The 18,643-nt window shown below is 55.2% G+C and carries 14 protein-coding genes; 7 read left to right on the top strand and 7 right to left on the bottom strand.

Features of this window, described 5'->3' with window-relative positions; translation table 11 throughout:
* Window positions 1-2 precede the first annotated feature (2 nt).
* The 4 genes from rfbH to GH665_RS16875 all read right to left on the bottom strand — a co-directional run bounded on the left by rfbH (window position 3) and on the right by GH665_RS16875 (window position 4,455).
* Complete coding sequence (gene rfbH / locus GH665_RS16890) at window positions 3-1,346, bottom strand: lipopolysaccharide biosynthesis protein RfbH (protein ID WP_153136861.1); 1,344 nt, start codon at window positions 1,344-1,346, stop codon at window positions 3-5.
* A gap of 28 nt (window positions 1,347-1,374) precedes the next feature.
* A complete protein-coding gene (gene rfbG, locus GH665_RS16885; protein WP_167530954.1) occupies window positions 1,375-2,475 on the bottom strand; it encodes a CDP-glucose 4,6-dehydratase in 1,101 nt (366 codons plus the stop codon).
* A 2-nt stretch (window positions 2,476-2,477) separates the two neighbouring features.
* Complete coding sequence (gene rfbF / locus GH665_RS16880) at window positions 2,478-3,245, bottom strand: glucose-1-phosphate cytidylyltransferase (RefSeq protein WP_153136857.1); 768 nt, start codon at window positions 3,243-3,245, stop codon at window positions 2,478-2,480.
* A gap of 604 nt (window positions 3,246-3,849) precedes the next feature.
* Window positions 3,850-4,455, bottom strand: coding sequence for a D-sedoheptulose-7-phosphate isomerase (locus tag GH665_RS16875; protein ID WP_153136840.1), 606 nt, complete (start codon window positions 4,453-4,455; stop codon window positions 3,850-3,852).
* A gap of 743 nt (window positions 4,456-5,198) precedes the next feature.
* Between GH665_RS16875 and GH665_RS16870 the strand changes: the two genes are divergently transcribed.
* Complete coding sequence (locus GH665_RS16870; protein WP_153136838.1) at window positions 5,199-6,359, top strand: TylF/MycF/NovP-related O-methyltransferase; 1,161 nt, start codon at window positions 5,199-5,201, stop codon at window positions 6,357-6,359.
* A gap of 147 nt (window positions 6,360-6,506) precedes the next feature.
* Here GH665_RS16870 and GH665_RS16865 read toward each other — a convergent pair whose 3' ends face one another.
* Entirely contained in the window at window positions 6,507-7,994 is a 1,488-nt protein-coding gene (locus tag GH665_RS16865) for a SulP family inorganic anion transporter (RefSeq protein ID WP_153136836.1), read from the bottom strand.
* A gap of 442 nt (window positions 7,995-8,436) precedes the next feature.
* Here GH665_RS16865 and GH665_RS16860 point away from each other — a divergent pair, with 442 nt between their 5' ends.
* The 4 genes from GH665_RS16860 to GH665_RS16845 all read left to right on the top strand — a co-directional run bounded on the left by GH665_RS16860 (window position 8,437) and on the right by GH665_RS16845 (window position 14,333).
* On the top strand, window positions 8,437-9,543 hold the full coding sequence (locus GH665_RS16860) for a methyltransferase domain-containing protein (RefSeq protein ID WP_153136834.1): 1,107 nt from the start codon (window positions 8,437-8,439) through the stop codon (window positions 9,541-9,543).
* Window positions 9,544-9,718: 175 nt separating this feature from the next.
* Window positions 9,719-10,762, top strand: a complete 1,044-nt coding sequence (locus tag GH665_RS16855) for an acyltransferase family protein (RefSeq protein WP_153136832.1) — start codon at window positions 9,719-9,721, stop codon at window positions 10,760-10,762.
* Window positions 10,763-10,787: 25 nt separating this feature from the next.
* Window positions 10,788-11,909 carry an acyltransferase family protein gene (locus GH665_RS16850; protein ID WP_153136830.1) on the top strand — a complete coding sequence of 374 codons (1,122 nt, stop codon included), beginning with the start codon at window positions 10,788-10,790 and terminating at the stop codon, window positions 11,907-11,909.
* 900 nt (window positions 11,910-12,809) lie between these two features.
* Window positions 12,810-14,333, top strand: coding sequence for a hypothetical protein (locus tag GH665_RS16845; protein WP_153136828.1), 1,524 nt, complete (start codon window positions 12,810-12,812; stop codon window positions 14,331-14,333).
* Between the two features lie 211 nt (window positions 14,334-14,544).
* Here GH665_RS16845 and GH665_RS16840 read toward each other — a convergent pair whose 3' ends face one another.
* Window positions 14,545-15,588 carry a glycosyltransferase family 2 protein gene (locus tag GH665_RS16840; protein WP_153136826.1) on the bottom strand — a complete coding sequence of 348 codons (1,044 nt, stop codon included), beginning with the start codon at window positions 15,586-15,588 and terminating at the stop codon, window positions 14,545-14,547.
* 89 nt (window positions 15,589-15,677) lie between these two features.
* On the bottom strand, window positions 15,678-16,220 hold the full coding sequence (locus GH665_RS16835; RefSeq protein ID WP_153136824.1) for a D-glycero-alpha-D-manno-heptose-1,7-bisphosphate 7-phosphatase: 543 nt from the start codon (window positions 16,218-16,220) through the stop codon (window positions 15,678-15,680).
* 618 nt (window positions 16,221-16,838) lie between these two features.
* Here GH665_RS16835 and GH665_RS16830 point away from each other — a divergent pair.
* Both GH665_RS16830 and GH665_RS16825 read left to right on the top strand, forming a co-directional pair.
* Entirely contained in the window at window positions 16,839-17,681 is an 843-nt protein-coding gene (locus GH665_RS16830; protein ID WP_153136822.1) for a glycosyltransferase family 2 protein, read from the top strand.
* Entirely contained in the window at window positions 17,678-18,637 is a 960-nt protein-coding gene (locus GH665_RS16825; protein ID WP_153136821.1) for a UDP-glucose 4-epimerase family protein, read from the top strand. Before GH665_RS16830 ends, GH665_RS16825 begins: the two co-directional genes overlap by 4 nt.
* The last annotated feature ends 6 nt before the right edge of the window (window positions 18,638-18,643 follow it).

Below are 18,643 nucleotides of genomic sequence, written 5' to 3'. Positions count from 1 at the left end.
GCTCAGAACCCTACGCCAAGGTAGTTTTCGATCTTGGTCGCCACGTATTCGAGGTGTTCGGACGTCAGCCCCGGATAGATGCCAAGCCAGAACGTCTGGTTCATGACGATATCGCTGTTGGTCAGCTCGCCCACCACGCGGTAGTTCCGGCCCAGCATGTACGGCTGGCGCGTGAGGTTGCCGGCGAACAGCAGACGGGTGCCGATCTTGTTCTGGTCGAGATAGGTCAACAGTTCGAGACGGCTGACGGGCGCGTTGTCTTTCAGCGTGATCGGGAAGCCGAACCAGGAAGGGTCGGAGTTTTCCGTGGCATGCGGCAGCAACAGGAACTCCTCGCAGGACGCGAGACGCCCCTTCAGGAAGTCGAAGTTGGCGCGGCGCTTCGCGATGAAGTCGTCGATACGATCAAGCTGCGACAAGGCGCAAGCTGCCTGCATGTCGGTGATCTTCAGGTTGTAGCCGAGATGCGAATACGTATATTTGTGGTCGTATCCTTCGGGCAGGTTGCCGAGCTTCCAGCAGAAACGCTTGTTACACGTGTTGTCCTTGCCCGGAGCGCAATAGCAGTCGCGTCCCCAATCGCGGAACGACTCCGCGATCATCTTGAGTTCGAGATTGTTGGTGAAAACCGCGCCGCCTTCACCCATGGTGATGTGGTGAGCCGGATAGAAGCTCAGCGTGCCGATGTCGCCGAACGTGCCGACCTTCTGCCCGTTGTAGGTCGCGCCCAGTGCATCGCAGCAGTCTTCGATCAACCACAGGTTGTGGCGCTCGCAGATATCCTTGATGACACCCAGGTTGTACGGATTGCCCAGCGTGTGGGCCAGCATGATGGCCTTGGTTTTGCTGGAGAGCGCGGCCTCGATCTTCGATGCGTCGATATTGTAGGTGCCGAGTTCGACGTCGACGAAGACAGGCACGGCGCCGAACTGGAGAATCGGATTGACCGTTGTCGGGAATCCCGCTGCCACGCCAATCACTTCGTCGCCCGGCAGAATCGCGCGCTCGCCGAGCTTCGGCGACGTGAGCGTGCTGAACGCCACCAGGTTGGCCGAGGAGCCCGAGTTGACGGTGATCAGGTGATTAACACCCAGATACTGGGCGAGGCGCTTTTCAAACTCGTCGTTGAAGCGGCCTGTTGTCAGCCAGCCGTCGAGCGACGCTTCGACCATGTTCTTGAGTTCTGGCGCACCGATGACTTTGCCCGACGGAGGAATCGTTGTTTGTCCGGGAACGAAGGGCTTGTCCGCATAGGCGAGCGCGGCATACTCGTCAACGAGCGCTGCGATCTTGTTACGTAGTTCGGCTTGCGCCTGTTTGCCAGAATCGATGATGTCGATAACCATAGTGGAGACCTCTTGGGAATCTTTTGATTTACTTTTTCGCCGCACGCTTTTGCGCGGCGTCTGAATAGCTTTGAATCTGGGCAAGACAAACTTGTTGCATGTCTTCGCCGCTCATCCTGGCGCGATGCCATGCAACCGTTGCCTCAATTGCCTTCGACAAATCCCAGCTCGGCGTCCAGCCCAGGTGCTGTTTAGCTTTCGAGCAATCCAGTTTCAGGAAATTGGCTTCGTGGGGTTGTTCAGCGCCGTCCTGTTGCCAGCTCGCGGGGCCACCCCATTTGTCGATGACGAGCTCGACGACTTCTCGCACGCTCCGTGCATCCGTGTCATTGGGGCCGAAGTTCCAGCCGCCGCAGAATGCGGGGCCTTGATCCGCCAAGGCTTGCGCCAATACCAGATACCCCGAGATGGGTTCCAGCGCGTGTTGCCAGGGGCGGATCGCACCGGGGCTGCGAATCATCAGCGGCGTGCCCTTCTGGAACGCTGCAACGGCGTCGGGGACCAGCCGATCCGCAGACCAGTCGCCTCCACCGATCACATTGCCCGCTCGTCCGGACGCAATGGCTACGCCGTGATCCGCGTAACGCTCCGCCGGGAAGAACGATTGCCGATAGGCCGACGTCACCAGTTCCGCGCAGCCCTTGCTATTGCTGTACGGGTCGTAGCCGCCCATGGGTTCGTTTTCACGATAGCCCCAGGGCCATTCATTGTTCTGATAACACTTGTCGGACGTAACCATGACTGCGGCGCGGACCGTATTGCACTGCCGGATGGCATCCAGCACGTGGACGGTGCCCATCACATTGGTCGCGTACGTTTCGGCGGGTGCCGTATACGACGGACGGACCAGAGCCTGCGCCGCCATGTGAATCACAACGTCGGGACGGAAGCCAACCATGGCGGCCGTTAGCTTCTCGCGATCGCAAATGTCGCCGATGTGGTTCTCTTCCAGAAGCGGCGCAATGTTGGCTGCTTCAAAGAGATTCGGTTGCGTGCTCGGCTGCAGCGAGTAACCCGCCAGCTTTGCACCCATGGATGCCAGCCACAGCGACATCCAGCCGCCTTTGAAGCCGGTATGGCCGGTCAGGAAAACTCGCTTGCCACGCCAGAACGCAGGATCAACTACCATCGTCACTCCCACTTTTTCCACGGCGCATTGCCCGACGTCCACAACTCTTCGAGGTGGGTCTTGTCACGCAGCGTGTCCATTGGCTGCCAGAAGCCGTGGTGGAAGTAAGCTTGCAACTGATCGTTCTTTGCGAGCGCTTCAAGCGGTTGACGTTCCCAGAGGGTTTCGTCGCCTTCGATCAGGTCGATCACAGACGGATTCAGAACGAAGAAACCACCATTGATCCAGCCGCCGTCGCCGGTCGGTTTTTCCATGAAGGAACGGACTTGCGTGCCATTCATCTCCAGCGCGCCAAACCGGCCTGGAGGCTGAACGGCAGTCATCGTTGCCTGCTTGCCATGCGTGCGATGGAAGGACAGCAAATCAGTGATGTTGACGGAGCCCACACCGTCGCCATACGTCATGCAAAAATCGCCGTCGATATAGTCCCGCACACGACGCAGACGGCCGCCTGTCTGCGTGGTTTCGCCGGTGTCGACCAACGTCACGCGCCAGGGCTCAGCCTTTTTCTGATGCACTTCCAGGGAGTTTTTGCCGAGATCGATCGTGACGTCGGACATGTGCAAGAAATAGTTGGCGAAGTATTCCTTGATCAGATATCCTTTGTAGCCGCAACAAACAATAAAATCAGTCAATCCGTGCGCGGCATAAATCTTCATGATATGCCAGAGAATGGGCTTGCCGCCGACCTCGACCATCGGCTTTGGACGGACAGACGTCTCTTCCGAAATTCGGGTACCTAGACCCCCTGCAAGCAATACAACTTTCATCTAAGCATAGCTCCTTCGGAAATATTGATCGGGCAATCCCATATTGTCTACTAACGATCGCCGGAAGTAAAAATTCGCGCCGCTATGGCTAACTTCCCGTTTCAGGAAGTCCGGCGCGTAGTGGTATCGAATCCCGGGATTGTATGATCAGAGTCACGGGCCACACAGCACAATTCAGGCGCCGTTCTCACATAAGCGGGGAGATTGCCGAGTGCGGTAATGCGGCTCGTCAGAAGGCTGTTTGAGCCGTTCCCTGCTGTTGATATCGGGTGCCTCAGCCCGCGTCGTCTCGCCCAAGGTGCGGCGCGATGTCGACATCCGACTTGAGTCGGGCATCCGGGCGGATGGCTGTTTTGCTGAAGATGGCTGAAGCGCCAAAGCCGGCAGCATCCGAAATATCGTAGGTCTTGTAAGCGAATTAAACTAAACGTAAGCTGGCGAAATGTGATGCTGCGTAATGGTACAGCAGGGGCGCGTGCCAGTGAAGCGTTTCTCATCAGCAGCGGCGCCGCCCATGCTGGCCGGCGATTGAGGGTGGATTTTGCAGCCGCTCCAGGTCTTTTGAGCGTGACGGCAGGACTTGGCGAGCGCGTCACGCCTTGGATCAGACCGTCTCGACAGGGAAGAGCGCCAGTTCGACCGCTTCGCACACGCTGTGCGCCAGCAAAATGTGCAACTCCTGGATGGTGCTGGTCCGGTCGCCGGGGGCGATCAACGGATAGTCCGCCAGCGTTGCGGCTGCGCCCCCGCCAAAGCCGGTGAAGACAATCGACTTCACTCCAACTTCCTTGCACACCTGCAAGGCTGACAGGATGTTCTTCGATTGTCCGGACGTCGTGATGCCCAGAAAAACATCGTTGGGCTTCAGTTTTGCAATCAATTGTCTGGAAAATACGTGTTCGTAGCCGTAATCGTTGCCTATCGCGGTGAGAATGGACGTATCAGTCGTCAGGGACTCGGCGGGGAGCGGGTTTCTGTCCCGCGCGAGCTTGCTGACGAATTCCGCGGCCAGGTGCTGCGAGTCGGCTGCGGAGCCGCCGTTGCCAGCAATGTAAAGCCGCCCTCCCGCCTTGTAGCACTCGATCACGTGTGCCGTTGCCTTCGAAAAGGTTTCAAGCAAACGGGCATCTTTGAGTAGCGCTTCCTTTGCCTGGATGGATTGGGCGACGTTTGTTTGGAGAATATCGACGAGGTGGCTGGTACTTGTCATGGGGGTAGTCATCGGGAGTTGGTGCAGCTTTGATTCAAAAACGTAATCGATGTAACAGTTCGTGTGAAACGCGAAACGGCGAAACATCGCGTACTGGAAATCGCGATTTTTTGACACGTTTCGGCGCTGTTTAACGCGCTGCGGCAGGGAGCAAATTGGTCCCGCTTTGCCGGCATGAAAAGCCGCCCCTCGCGCGGCGCATCGCCTTGCGGCAAGGCCGTTCGGATTTGTATGCGGGGTAGGTATTCAGGGCCGCTTTCCGCCGATGGTGTATCGATTGTATGACTTACTCGGCTTTCCGCCTAGTTCGGGGGCGGCGTGGTCTTCGGTTTCGCCCAATGTGCGCACGCGTCATCAGCGCAGTCTAAACCGAACTCGACCGCGCTATCGAGGCTCACGTCGACCGCCATATCCTTGCGGGGCCGGAGGCGATAAATCTCTCAAGATAGCTGCTGCCGATCACTTGCGGAGCAGTCGTGGGCTTGGCACACTGACAACCGGCCGTGCCGACGGTCAATCATTCTTATATCGGACACATCAGAGATCGTAAGCAACGTTTTTACGCTGCGCACCCGACATGCTGCTTTTGCGGTGGTGGCACAACGGCGGCCGCCAGAGACTCTTGGCTGCTCCACAGTCTCTTTTCACGAAGCATTCCCCAAACCCGGCTGCCCTGCGTCTGCTGGAGTATCTTCGCGCGTGGCGAGCAGTCTTTATGCATTGACATCTAAGGTGCCTGGACCGTGAATTCCCATCTTGCCGAAATTTCGCTCCTCAGGAATCGCCCTTATGGACCCGAGCTCGAGCGCGCGCTCAGACAGCTCCACGTCAATACGTCGAAGAACGTTGTCGGCGGCAGAAATGTGACGGCTGGCTACATACGATCGTGGGGACTTTATTCTCCCGAAGGAATCGCCTCCGCCATCGAGCAGGATCCCATCTACCGGGAGAGCATGGAGCTGGCGAGGGGCTTGACCGTGGTCGCCGAACACAAGCTCATGAACCTGTTCCTGATCATGAAATACGGTCTGACGGGGGTCGAGGGCGATATCGTCGAATTCGGGAGTTACAAGGGCGGCTCGGCGGTCTTCATGGCGAACGTTGCGCGCCGGCTCGGGATGAAAGCCAGAATCTATGCGCTGGATACTTTTCAGGGAATGCCAGAGACGGATGTGGCGCGTGATCTGCATGTCGCGGGTGATTTCAACGACACCTCCATCGATGCATTGCGCGCATTTGCCGAGAAGAATCAGTTGGTGAATCTGATCCCTGTGCAGGGGTTGTTCGAAGACACAGCGCCTGCGCTGCTCGAAAAGATTGCTGCGGTCACGCTTGCGCATATCGATTGCGACATTTACTCCGCGGTGAAATTTTCGACCGAGGTGGTTCGGCCCAAGATGCATCCGGCGGGCGGCTACCTGGCATTCGATGATTCCCTTCAGCCGACGTGTCTTGGTGCGCTGGAAGCGGTCGAAGACATGATTCAGGCGATTGGGTTGCGCGCGGAGCAAGCCTATCCGCATCTTGTTTATCGCTTCCCTGCACCACGAATTCGAGCAGCAGAAGAGTTCGACGAAGAGGCGTTCGATGCAGCAATGCTCAAGGAGATTGAATTGGCGGAAGCACGGACTTACATCGGTACGCTCGAATCGGAGTTGCGTAGCAAGGAGGAAAGACTGCATGCCGTCGACGAGCAGCTTCATGCGTTGAATGAACAGCTACGCGAGAAGAGCGAACAACTTCACGGCAAGGACGAACAGCTTCGCGAGAAGGACGAACAACTCCGCGTTCGCGACGAAAGAATTGACAAGCTACAGGGCAACATCTCCGAGTTGCTCGCCTCGACCAGTTGGCGCGTGACCGCGCCACTGCGGGCATTGAAAAGGCGGCGAGCTGTGCCCTGACCGAAGGTTCAGCCGGGCACCCGATCGATTGCAGTTCTGTCCGGTCCCATGCACGGATTTCTGTTGCCCGGGATGATCGAACCCAGCACTGGCGGCATACAAACGCAGCTTGACGGCGACATTAGGTGACGCAAAGGTCACCACGATTTACGCCACGGTGAGATCAATATCGGCGCGTCGCAGGATGTGCTGGCTTTTGCTTGACAGGTGGGCGAATCGGAGTTGCTTGCCCATTCGCCGGTAACGCTCACGCACTGCTTCAAGCGCGGCGATCGCCGAATGGTCTGCGATATGCAGGTTTGAGCAGTCTAGCGTTACGCGGTCGGGATCTTGCAGCGGGTCGAATAGCGTCTGAAAATGCGCCGCAGAGGCGAAAAACAGCGTTCCTTTCAGCAAATAAACCTTGTCGCCGGACGGCTCGACCCGTGCTGCGCAGTGAAATTCCCGCGCATGCTGCCACGCAAAATTCAGTGCCGCGATGATGACGCCGCACAGCACCGCGATCGCCAGATCCGTAAAGACTGTGATGACCGTGACGGCGACGATGACGATCGCGTCGTTGCGCGGGAGCTTGTGCAGGACGCGTAGCGAGCCCCACGCGAATGTCTGCTGTGCGACGACGAACATCACGCCGACCAGTGCGGCAAGCGGAATGCGTTCGATCAGGGGCGACAGGAACAGAATAAACAGCAGGATCATCACGCCGCTGGTAACGCCGGAAAGCCGCGTGCGACCGCCCGATCCGAGATTGATAACCGTCTGGCCGATCATTGCGCATCCGCCCATCGCACCGAACATGCCCGACACGATATTCGCCGCGCCCAACGCCACGCATTCGCGATTCGGCCGACCCCGCGTGCCAGTAATTTCGTCAGTCAGGTTGAACGTGAGCAGCGTCTCCAGCAGGCCGACTAGCGACATCAGTACCGCGTAGGGCAGCACGATTTGCAGTGTCTCCAGATTGAAGGGCACCATTGGAATGCTGAAGACGGGCAGTCCCCCTGCGATGTGCGCCATGTCGCCGAGCGTTCTGGTAGGCAGATGCAGCACCGCGCTGCCAACGCCAACGCCGATGATCGCGACGAGTGCGGGGGGCACCGCCTTCGTCAGTCGCGGAACGACGTACACGATCACCATTGTCAGCGCGACGAGTCCGCACATGAGCGCCAGCGCCTGGCCGTGCAGCCATTCGTTCCCGTGCGGCGTGGGCTGCTGGAAATGCTCGAACTGTGCGCGGGCGATGATGATGGCAAGACCATTCACGAAACCGAGCATGACGGGATGCGGCACCATCCGGATCAGCTTGCCGAGCCTTAGCGCTCCAAACAGCATCATTAGAATCCCGCCGAGCACAACCGTCGCAAACAGGTATTGCGCTCCGTGCTGGACCACGAGCGCGACGATCACGACCGCCATCGACCCGGCCGCGCCGGAAATCATGCCTGGGCGCCCACCAAAGAGTGCGGTGATCGTGGCGATGAAGAACGCGCCGTACAGTCCTGTCAGCGGGTTAAGATGCGCGACCAGTGCAAAGGCGATGCACTCCGGGACGAGCGCGAACGACGATGTCAGGCCTGCTAGCAGGTTGCTACGGACAGAGGAAAGCTGGCTCAAGCCGGGACTGGGAGATTCCATGTGGCAATACGGATTGGCAGATGACTTGGATGAACGCCTTTGACGTGCTCGAAAGCAGGGCCGGCAAGACGTGCGAATTGGGGAGGTCTGGAATTTCGGCGGCGGGACCGCAGATGCATCGCAAGGGCTGTTCCTTGCAAATCGCGGTGTGTTAGCCGGCTGAAAGAACGGAATGCTACCACGTCAGGGTGACAGGCCCGGTGACGGGTTGCTTGTCTCGGTGGTGAACGGCGCTGCAGCGGACAATGGCATTGTTGTTCTGCGTGTCTGCCGCATGATCGGCAATCGGCCTGCTGCCGATCATTGGGCGAGAGAGGTCAAGTTGTTTGCGCCCGAATGAAGCGGGTACGCGTTCAGCGTACGTCAATATTTATGGAAGGCTTGAGATTGTGAAGCAGATTCTGAGGTTGCGAGAAAGGTAATACACTAACAGAAGCCGCCTATGAAACAAACTGGAGCAGCGATGGAGCGCATCAAGTGCCTTATTTGCGGCGGACCTACTGATGGCAGGCCGGCAACAATTGCCCCTTTTCTCGTCAAATATTGCAACTTTGATCAGAAAACGACGGAAACGCGTTACTGCCGAAGCTGTGATTTCGTTTTTTTCAGACGACGTCTGACTGATGCCGAGGCTAGCAGGCTGTACACGAATTATCGGGGCGAAGAGTACAACCGTATTCGCCTCGGCGTCGAACCGTCGTACTCGAGCTTCATCGACCTCTTCGATAACCCTCTGTCGACGTATTATACGGAACGGATTCGCGATTATATTGGCCTCGTTGACGCTTATCCTGAGCTTGGAGAGATAAAGAATATCCTCGATTTCGGCGGCGACGGAAGTATTCCGGCGCGCGTATTTCCTAATGCAGAAATTGAAATCGATGATTTGAATGCGGGATCATCGGCGAATAGGTCAAAATACCAAATGATTTTTACGTCAAATGTTTTCGAACATTTGTCGGATCCCGTCCCGGTTTTGAAGAAGTTAACGGATCGTCTTGACCCGGAGGGGATCATATTTATTGATGTCCCCAGCCCGTCCCAGCCGAACTTGGGCGAGGGGCTGCTGTGGCAGCAAAAACATGGCGGCGAACTCTACGAGATGCATGAGCACATCACGCACTTTTCGAAGCGAAGTCTGGGCTTGCTGGTCCATGCTGCCGGAATGGTTCCGTTGTTCGAACACAAGCTTCGCTATCCAGTTTTAACCGTGTTGGCAGGCTTTGAGGATTCTGCTGTCGCAACAAAACTACTGAATGAGAAGTATCAGCGTGCCGCTGTTTTTGAAGCAAAGATGGCTCGGGAAGAGGCTGAGGCGGCTCATGATCACGTCTTAGACAGTATCCGCTTGTCGCACCGTCTCTCGCAGCAAATCTCGCAGCTCAGCGGTGACGGCACTAGATGGACGAGTGAACAATCTGCGAGCCTTGAACTTCAGTCTGCGAGCCTTGAACTTCAGTCCGTCTATCGCAGCACCTCTTGGCGTGTCACCGCTCCTTTGAGAGTGCTGAAGAACCTGCTCTGCAGGTTTGCCAAGCTGGGTGCGTAGTCCAGATATCAACGACTACCGGAGCGCCAACACACTCCTGCGCTGCGGGAGGTGTTGGCAGCCGCGACGGGATTGCTTCGCTGAGCTATTTTTGCATCATGGTAAACTTGGCGCTTTCGCATGGCATGGCTTGATAGGGCCAGATAAGTTTCGTCAATGTGAACCTTGGGCCTACATGAAGTCGACAGAAAATTCCGTAACGAGCAGCCAGTGGGCCATATTGGCAGCGCTGAGATTTTTCCTCGCTGCCGTTGTCGCTCTTGGACATTTCGCTCTATTCGTGCGACATGATCCGACCCATATCTTCGGAGATGCATACCTGAATCCCGGCAGTGCGGTGTTCGGTTTCTTTATCTTGTCTGGATTCAGCATTGCCGCCAGCGTGGACCGGGAAAGCAAAGGTTTTTTCCGCCGACGATTCCTGCGGATATGGCCGCTGTATCTCGCGACCATCGTATTTGGATTGTGCGTGGAACTTCTGATTCCCAACGGCTTTCCGTTGCCGTTCGGCGGTACCGTGCCGACGGCCTCCGGACTATCAATCGTTGCATCACTGCTCATGCTTCAGACGATCATCAGCGGGCCGATCCCGATCGTCGGGCAGATCTGGTCACTTAGTCCAGAATGGTGGCACTACATGATTGCGCCATGGCTAAAAAAGGTTTCAGACAAGCTGTTGATGATATGGGTCATGCTGTCTCTTACGGCTTTTTTGACGATAAATCCCCCCATAGGACATGGCATTGACGTGCTATCGCATGGACTTCCCTTTTTGAATCTGTCCTGGTTGTGGATTACCGGATTTTTATACTACCGTCTCAAAGGAACAGCAGCAGGATTCGCGATCTTGGCTTTTCCATCGGTGTTCGCTCTGACGTTGGGGCATTTCACAGGTGCGCCACTGTTTATCTCGATCTTCGTGGTCGTAATGAGCGCTGAGGTGAGGATATCCCCGAAGCTCATCAAGGTATGCAATTTCTTGGGCGATCTGTCGTTTCCTCTGTACCTCTTTCATTTTCCAGCGATGGTGCTTGCTTTGAGGCTGGGGTCTAACCGTTCGGCGATTACCTTGGCAGCCATGTTGGCCGCTTCCGTAGCCGCTCTGTATCTCGTTGATTATCCGAGTCGAAAGCTCTTTGGACGTAACGCCGCAAGGGCCGCGGCGACGCAGAGTGATAGACTCGCCCGCCCCGTGAAGATCGGCCAGGATTCGGCCTGATATTTCGCTAACAATCCGCGTCCACATGAAGCAGAAAGAAACGTCAAACACCGAAAGCCACTGGGCGATATTAGCCGCGCTGAGATTTTTTCTTGCCGTCGTGGTTGTGGCAGGGCATTTTTCTTTATATGTCAGGCTGGACACACGTCATCTCGTCGGGGATGGGTATCTGAATCCGCTGAGTGCGGTTTACGGATTCTTCATCCTTTCCGGATACAGTATCGCTGCTAGTTTGGACCGGAGTACATCCGGCTTCATGAGACGCAGGTTCGCCCGGATTTGGCCTTTATATCTTGCTGCGATTGCGTTTGGCTTGGCCGTCTACATGCTCATCCCGAATGGATTTAGCTGGCCCTTGGGTAATGCGTCTCTGTCAGCCCACCCAGGAAGTCTGGCGATTATCGCCTCGTTGTTGATGTTGCAAACGGTGATAGCTGGACCAATCGCGACCATAGGGCCGACGTGGTCGCTGAGTGCAGAATGGTGGCATTACATGATTTCACCGGTGCTCAAAAAGATCCCGACTTCGGTGCTGCTAGTGGCCATGCTGGCATCCTTCATCCTCTACTTGAGAGTCAATCCGGCCGGCCCAGGAGTCGCTGGAATGGACCAGCTTACCCATGGCAAAGGAATCTTGGCTTTGTCGTGGGTGTGGATGACGGGATTTGTTTACTATCGATACCGGAGAACACCACTTGGAATTTTGTTGCTGATCGGACCGTCGCTCTTTGCGCTGACCATCGGGCATTCCACCGGCGTTCCATTCTTCATTACGGCGTTTGTTCTGATTGCCGCTGAGGAGTTTAGCGTGTCGGGCAAAATGCAAAAGGCGTTCAACTTTCTTGGGGATTGGTCATATCCTCTTTACCTCTTCCACATGGCTTGCTTCATCGCCGTGCTGCAGTTTGGGTCGAACAGATCAGTAATTACTTTATCCAGCGCCTTTATCGTTTCTCTCTTGGCCTTGTATCTCGTCGACTATCCAAGCCGAATATTATTTAAACGAAAGGCTGCGGTACGCCCGGTTGCAAAGGAGAATGCACGGAATGATTATTCGGATCATCACCTCACGCCTCAAAAGGACAACCAAGGTCAACTTGGCGCTAATACGCCCGTAAGACGCGAACGCGCGGCGAATAACGGATAATTTAGTTGGATTACCCGACCTGGGAAAGGCCGTTCCGGTTCGTACCTTCATTGGTCTGGGCCGATGAGACATGACGCCTTGGTAGCCGGGAGATGGGCTCTGTGAGGGTGCACCCACTGGTACCAAGGAGGTTGTACTGATAAAACTCGCTCAGGCTCACACGGAAATCGCACTGAGGTCGGTGAGACCAGCGTTTCCGGGAAGCAGCGATTCAGAATTCCAAGTCGTCACATTTCCAGCAATACCACGAGTCTTAACCGCATAGTTTCCAGTACGGTCGTACGCTCTGCGGACAAGTTGACCGGGAAGGCTCAATTCATGTAGCGGCGTTCGTGACCGCGGTCGATATTGTCATTCGCGAGAATAGGCGTTGCAGGTGTTGGAACGAGCTCAGATGGTCTGCCCGCGAGCGTTGCGGCTCCTTGAAGGACGACGGAATCCGATCTGAAAACGGAGATGCAAGTCGAGAAATCGCGGGCTGATTTTCGTGTGCAGCCATGAACGACGCGAGCCCATCAAACATGACTCCGACGTTGTCGGTGTACAACGCAATCTGGCTTCGTCCCGCCAGGGGCCCGTCTGCTCAGACTAGGCTGAATGCGTCGGACCGGCGCAACTACGCGCGGAGGGAGAGCCAATGTCTCTTCGCGCACGGATCGTCAGCAAAAAAATTGATCAGACGGCGGCCGAGGGTATACTCATGCAGTTCCTAAAGCGCTTACAAATACATTCTGCACGCAGAGGAGGTGTCAGGTGATGTGGACCTCTACTACGCAATTTAGTCGTGCATCGTCTTGCCCTTCGCCTTTCGACGAAACGAGCCTGCTAAAAAATGAGGCTTCGGAGCAATAGGTATTAAATATCGAGAGCGAATTTTCACAAATTATGACATTTAATTCCATGAGTTGTCCCGAATTATCCCTGGTGTTGCCGACCACCGGCAAAGAACGTAACTTATTTCGCTGTCTTGATTCGCTTGTGCATAATGCACCGGCTAGCCTGCTTGCGTTGGCGGAATTGGTCGTTTTTATCAATGCCGATCCCATCGCCGAAGTTAACTACGACCGGATTGACGCATATCTCGAAAAAATTAAATCGAAATTCGAATCGCTAAAGGTCGTACGTGCTGATCGGTTCGAATTAACCGCCGAAGAGTCTGCGTTTGCTGCATCGGCCAATGCGACAGGTAAGTTCATCTGGATCGTCGGAGATGCCCGGATCTTCCTCCCCGAAGGTTTGATTCGTCTTGACGAATGGTTAAAGAAACCCACGGCTCCGGCAGCCTTCTTCAATACCGTCTGGTATGACCAGGGTGGTTTCACAAACGGGCAGCCGTCGATCCATATCGGTGCTGGCGAACACGTCATGTCTTATAAGCAGTTCGTTATGCACACTGGCATTAACTTCATGGCCACGGCTATGGGTGCATGGGTTTATGAGCGGCATTATCTTGATCGAGATAAATGGGCTCATATCATCAAAAACTGCGGCCCTCATTTCTCCCATGTCGCCACATTGCTGGCAGCGATGGGCGAAACACCAGTCCAGTGCTATACCACCTTCCTATATATCAACGAAAGTAAAGCTTATCACGCCGGAGATGCTAGCGAATGGGTCCGATATTCCAAACTCGCAGGCACATATCGTTTTTATGCATGGAGTCTAGGCCTGGTTCGACAATTTGATTATCTGATACAGCAAGGCGCATATAGCTATTCGGATGTTCGCCGTTCAATGTGTTCGGAGGGGAGGCTGCTTCGCCGTCAGATTGACGAGATTTATATGCACCTTCTGGCTCAGTTGCGCTATGGCTGGGCCAACGTCCATGAGAAATTCAAACAGTCCGAGTTTGACGAAATTATTAATTTCCTGTATCGGTCATGCCCCGAAAAGGCAGTTGTGAACGGTTTGCTCAAGGAGCTGTACACGCAATCGGCCTCTTTCTCGGATAAGCAGTTTATGGCCAAATTTTCAGTTATCAATGAAGCAAATCAGGTCGATAATTTTGACCTGAAATTATCTTCTTTAATCGTAGACCAGGTGGGCGATCAGTACATCCGACTCCACCCGAAAGGATATATTGCTTCACCGGTCAGCGATAACGGAGATTTCATGCTCGGATACAAGCTGCTTGACGCTGTTCCGGATGAATCCCGCTGGAGTTCCTTCATGGGTGGGGCTCAAGGAGTGACGCGGTGGAGAATTTTATCTGAATCTGAATTCCTCGCCTTCACGTCTAAAAAAATCGTCAGGCGAATTGACGACCTTTTCCCTGTCAGCACCGTTCGGGGAGGCCCGCCGAGCCTGAGCAGGAAGATAACGTCACGGTTAGTCGTGAAATTTTATCGCTCGCGACTCACCTATCGCCTGGTTTCGTTGCTGCCTGATAACATCAAGAAGAAGCTCAAATCCGCGCTAATGTAATCGGGTCAGCGGTCAGAACTCTTTGCGATGAAAATCGCTTCTTCAGAGCGAAGGAGTGGCTTGTGGCGCCGAGCTTGTAATCCCGGCTGCGGTCCTGCTGTAATCTGGAAAATCAGCAGAACCGCGGTCGCGCGGAGTTAGTTTAACTTCGCACAACATGATCGAGATTGCGCGCGAAAGGCCTGGCCGATTTCTTGGGAGTAGCGGACTCTTACCGTCCGCCGATTGCGCGTGACAGGCGGTGCAGGGCAAAGTGCCACCCGCGCCTTAGTTCGCCGTTCCAAAGTCTGCCTATGAGAACGGCACCCCATCCCCATAAGATAGCAAGCGGCTTCGGCCAGGTGATAATCGGCGCGCAAAAGAAAAGGAATATTCCTCGATTGCCAAACTGTGCCTCGAAACGCCGAAAGGTGGTTTGCGGACTTCCCTCGTTTGCGAGACGTTGTCTTAGCAAATTGAATGGATAATAACTGATCAGTAATTTGTTGCCGAAACGAGCGATAGCCGATTGAGATAATCCGGCGGATTCATACGATTTCAGAATTTCAAAGAATTTTTCGACAAATATTTCAGAAAAATCGTAGCCACCAGAATTGGCGCGCTTGCATGCCAACGTGTAGTCGAGAATGTATGAATTCAAATCAGACCGCAATGCCGGAAGGATAACGAGGTGCACTTGAACCAGATTGCTGCCGCAAAATAATCGTGCATCAATTTCAGGTTGCAGATCCTTGTTTATAATGCATGCCGATATGAAAGTGATTAGCGGACCGACTTCCTGAAGAAAGTCAGATATATCGGTGAAATCGCGTCTTCCACTAACTCCACTTGGGCGTTCCTTGGTGAAGTCGTGCTCATAGCCGTACGATTTCAGACAAACAACGCCATAGTCATTTTCTCGCAGCAGGCCAATGACATGTTTCAGTTTTCCTGGCAAATATAGATCGTCGTCACCCATAATTTGCACATAGCGCCCGCGGGCCTGGTTGAAGCACTGGGCAATATTGGCATCGGATCCGATATTTATTTCATTGCTTATTGATCGTATATTTAACCCTTGCTGACGAAGGGTTTCGATGGTTGCCGTAGTTTGGTCGGTCGAGCAGTTGTCGGAGACCAGAATTTCCACCGTGCCACCGTCAACCAGATCAAGGTCAGGCAGGAATTGCTGCAGACACAGTTGAAGGTATGCTGCGCGGTTGAATGTGGGGATCGCAATGGTTAGAAGAGGGCGATTCAAGATGGTGGTTTCCATTCTCGATTGAGCATTTAGCCTGGGGAGACGGTTTAGGTTGTGAACCGGCGTTGGATAAGCAGCGAAGCTGGTTTTAAAATGCGACCTGCCTATCCGTTTGACCGTATAAGGTATGGAATAGCGTCAATTGGAGACGCTATTTCTATGGCCGGTTGAAAATCCATCTCGTCGCCCATGTAAAGCAATGTCCCTACTCCGGCCGCGCGACCCGCATCCATGTCAGTCTTCTTGTCGCCCAGAAAAATCGAATTACTGAAGTCGATGTTATAATCATGGCCGGCTTTTAGCAGCATTCCAGGCGCGGGTTTGCGGCAAGTGCAGGCTTGATGATACTGCCCGATGCCATGTTCTGGGTGGTGCGGGCAAAAATAGACCTTTTCGATTAACCCGCCAGTTTCGGAAAATTGCTGGCGTACCCAGTCCATCAGGATCCAGAATTCCTGCTCAGTGTAATAACCTCGGCCAATCCCTGCCTGGTTTGTCACAATGAACGTTTTATATCCATAGGCAGTAGCCTTCGCAACCAGTTCGAAAATTCCATTGATAAATTCGAATTGATCCTGTCGATGGGTGTATCCAGTGTCAATATTGATGACGCCGTCTCTATCAAGAAATAAAGCCGGTTGCTTCATAATGTCTACTCATCGTGTTTATGGTATTTCTGCTGCCTGGTTTTGCCCAGTTCGTTCATTCGAAGTCAGGGCGCCTGAATTCCCGGTATCGAAGGTGTCTGCGTACAGTCGTGCCCTGGCCGACAGAGAGCCTACATCGAAGGCGCCCGCAGTCATCGCGTTGGCGATGGTCCTTGCCGTCGTGTCGCTTTAATAGTCTAGCAGGGTGCGTACCAGCGTGGCTTGGTTCTGAGCTTGCGTCCGTGTGACCGTGTACCGGCGGGCCTCACAAACATTGCTGCTTCGCACACGATGATGGACAAAAGTGACTGTCGACACGGTTACTCCGATAAAATACGAATCTGAGACAAAAATTACCTTGATCAGGCCTCCGGGGCGAAAGTCGAAGCATTGATCCACTATTTTTAACTCGTATGATCTTCGGGCAGCTCTGCTGCCCAAGACGTCCATGCGGTCCGCAGATGCCTGTAAGGCCCAAAAAGGGTCGCATGTTGTTTTTGAGGGTAACAAAAGGAAAAGCAGGTTGCTGGGCCCGCTCATTTTGAGCAGACTCACCTCTCCGACGTTGGCCAGTCGCAAAAATACAAGTGTCGTTACAAGACACGTTGCTTCATCCACATGAATACTAGCGCGCTGAATTCCGAAATTGAGGGTCTTTCCGTCTCGGTGGTTGTCTATCGGCCGGACCCGGTACAACTCGCGCAAACGCTGGATAGTCTAGCGGTCGCCCGTGATGCCTTGACGGCGGCGAGACCTCATCTTCCGGTCGAACTCTACCTGGTCGACAACGGCGGCCTATCCGACGTCAGCAGCACGCTCAGCGAACTTCGCGCTCACGAGATTCCAGCGACGATCATCGCCGGGCACGGCAACGTGGGCTACGGGCGCGGGCACAATCTGGCAATCGAACGGTCGGTCAGCCGCTATCACCTGGTGTTGAATCCCGATATCGACCTCGATCACGACGCGCTGATCAAGGCACTCGACTTCTTCGAGACACACCCGGAGCTTGGATTGCTGACGCCTCAGATCTGCGACGACCAGGGACACATCCAGTATCTTTGCCGCCGCTTCCCGACATTGTTCGATCTGTTCGTCCGGGGATTCTTGCCTGCGAGCGCGCGCAGTTTTTTTGCGCGGCGTCTGGCGCGCTACGAGATGCACGATGTGATCAACGGGCGCGACATAGTCTGGGATCCGCCTATCGTCAGTGGCTGCTTCATGTTGTTTCGAACGAATGTGCTGAAAAAGCTGGAGGGTTTTGACCCGCGCTATTTCCTCTACTTCGAAGACTACGACTTGAGCCTGCGCACTCACGATGTGGCCCGCGTTGCGTATCTTCCCATTGTTCGTGTCTTGCACCACGGTGGGGGCGCGGCGCGCAAAGGGTCCGCGCATCTCCGAATGTTCGCAGCGTCGGCGGTGAGGTTCTTCAACCGCTTCGGTTGGAAGTTGCTATGACGCACGTTCTGGTAAGCGGTGCGAATGGATTTGTCGGGCGGGTTCTCGGGCGCGCGCTGATTGATGCGGGTCATACCGTGACTGGACTGGTTCGTCAGCCGGGCGGCTGCGCGGAGGGTGTGCAGGAATGGGTTTATGACGGCAAGGATTTTGCCGGTGTGGCCGATGCATGGCCCCAAGGGTTGAAGCCCGATTGTGTCGTGCATCTCGCCGCTCGCGTGCACGTCATGCACGACGATGCGGCTGACCCCGACGCCGCGTTTCGTGCGACCAACGTCGAAGGTACCCTGCGGCTCGCAGAAGCGGCCTCGCAAAACGGCGTGCAGCGTTTCGTGTTCGTCAGCAGTATTAAGGCAGTAGCCGAAACGGATGGTGGACGTCCGCTTCGCGAAGATGATCCGGCACACGTGGAAGACGCCTACGGCCGGTCGAAACGGGAAGCCGAGCAGGCGCTGATTCACTACAGTGAGGATACCGGGCTCGATGTTGTGATCGTGCGTCCGCCGCTGGTTTACGGCCCGCAGGTGCGGGCAAATTTCTTGCGTCTGATGGACGGTATCTGGCGTGGCGTGCCGCTACCGCTTGGGGCCGTGAGCGCGAGGCGTAGCCTCGTTTATGTCGGCAATCTCGCCGATGCGCTCGTGCGCTGTGCAACGGACCCGCGCGCGGCGCACCAGTGCTTTCACGTCGCGGACGGCGGCGATCCGACCGTTGCCGAGCTTGCGCAGGCTATCGGCAGGCATCTGCAAAAGACGGCACGGCTTTTCCCGGTTCCGGTCGGCTTGCTGCGTCTGGTTGGCCGGTTGGCACGCCGCTCGGCACACGTCGAACGCCTGATCGGCAGTTTGCAGGTCGACACGACGCGCATTCGCCGCGTGCTGGACTGGAACCCGCCCTATACAGCCGATGACGGGCTGGCTGCGACAGCCAGTTGGTATCGTTCAAAGAAGCGCTAAGGCAGT

It is taken from the genome of Paraburkholderia agricolaris (assembly GCF_009455635.1).
Taxonomy (GTDB): domain Bacteria; phylum Pseudomonadota; class Gammaproteobacteria; order Burkholderiales; family Burkholderiaceae; genus Paraburkholderia; species Paraburkholderia agricolaris.
The sequence above is the reverse complement of the archived record's forward strand: the minus strand, read 5'-3'. Positions and strand labels throughout refer to the sequence as shown.

Excerpts from the sequence above, each read along its gene's own strand:
- GH665_RS16825 (WP_153136821.1), top strand. The coding sequence starts at position 17,678 with ATGACGCACGTTCTGGTAAGCGGTGCGAATGGATTTGTCGGGCGGGTT.
- GH665_RS16840 (WP_153136826.1), bottom strand. The coding sequence starts at position 15,588 with ATGGAAACCACCATCTTGAATCGCCCTCTTCTAACCATTGCGATCCCC.
- GH665_RS16865 (WP_153136836.1), bottom strand. The coding sequence starts at position 7,994 with ATGGAATCTCCCAGTCCCGGCTTGAGCCAGCTTTCCTCTGTCCGTAGC.
- GH665_RS16830 (WP_153136822.1), top strand. The coding sequence starts at position 16,839 with ATGAATACTAGCGCGCTGAATTCCGAAATTGAGGGTCTTTCCGTCTCG.
- rfbF (WP_153136857.1), bottom strand. The coding sequence starts at position 3,245 with ATGAAAGTTGTATTGCTTGCAGGGGGTCTAGGTACCCGAATTTCGGAA.
- GH665_RS16860 (WP_153136834.1), top strand. The coding sequence starts at position 8,437 with ATGAAACAAACTGGAGCAGCGATGGAGCGCATCAAGTGCCTTATTTGC.
- rfbH (WP_153136861.1), bottom strand. The coding sequence starts at position 1,346 with ATGGTTATCGACATCATCGATTCTGGCAAACAGGCGCAAGCCGAACTA.
- rfbG (WP_167530954.1), bottom strand. The coding sequence starts at position 2,475 with ATGGTAGTTGATCCTGCGTTCTGGCGTGGCAAGCGAGTTTTCCTGACC.
- GH665_RS16845 (WP_153136828.1), top strand. The coding sequence starts at position 12,810 with ATGAGTTGTCCCGAATTATCCCTGGTGTTGCCGACCACCGGCAAAGAA.
- GH665_RS16875 (WP_153136840.1), bottom strand. The coding sequence starts at position 4,455 with ATGACAAGTACCAGCCACCTCGTCGATATTCTCCAAACAAACGTCGCC.
- GH665_RS16855 (WP_153136832.1), top strand. The coding sequence starts at position 9,719 with ATGAAGTCGACAGAAAATTCCGTAACGAGCAGCCAGTGGGCCATATTG.
- GH665_RS16835 (WP_153136824.1), bottom strand. The coding sequence starts at position 16,220 with ATGAAGCAACCGGCTTTATTTCTTGATAGAGACGGCGTCATCAATATT.
- GH665_RS16850 (WP_153136830.1), top strand. The coding sequence starts at position 10,788 with ATGAAGCAGAAAGAAACGTCAAACACCGAAAGCCACTGGGCGATATTA.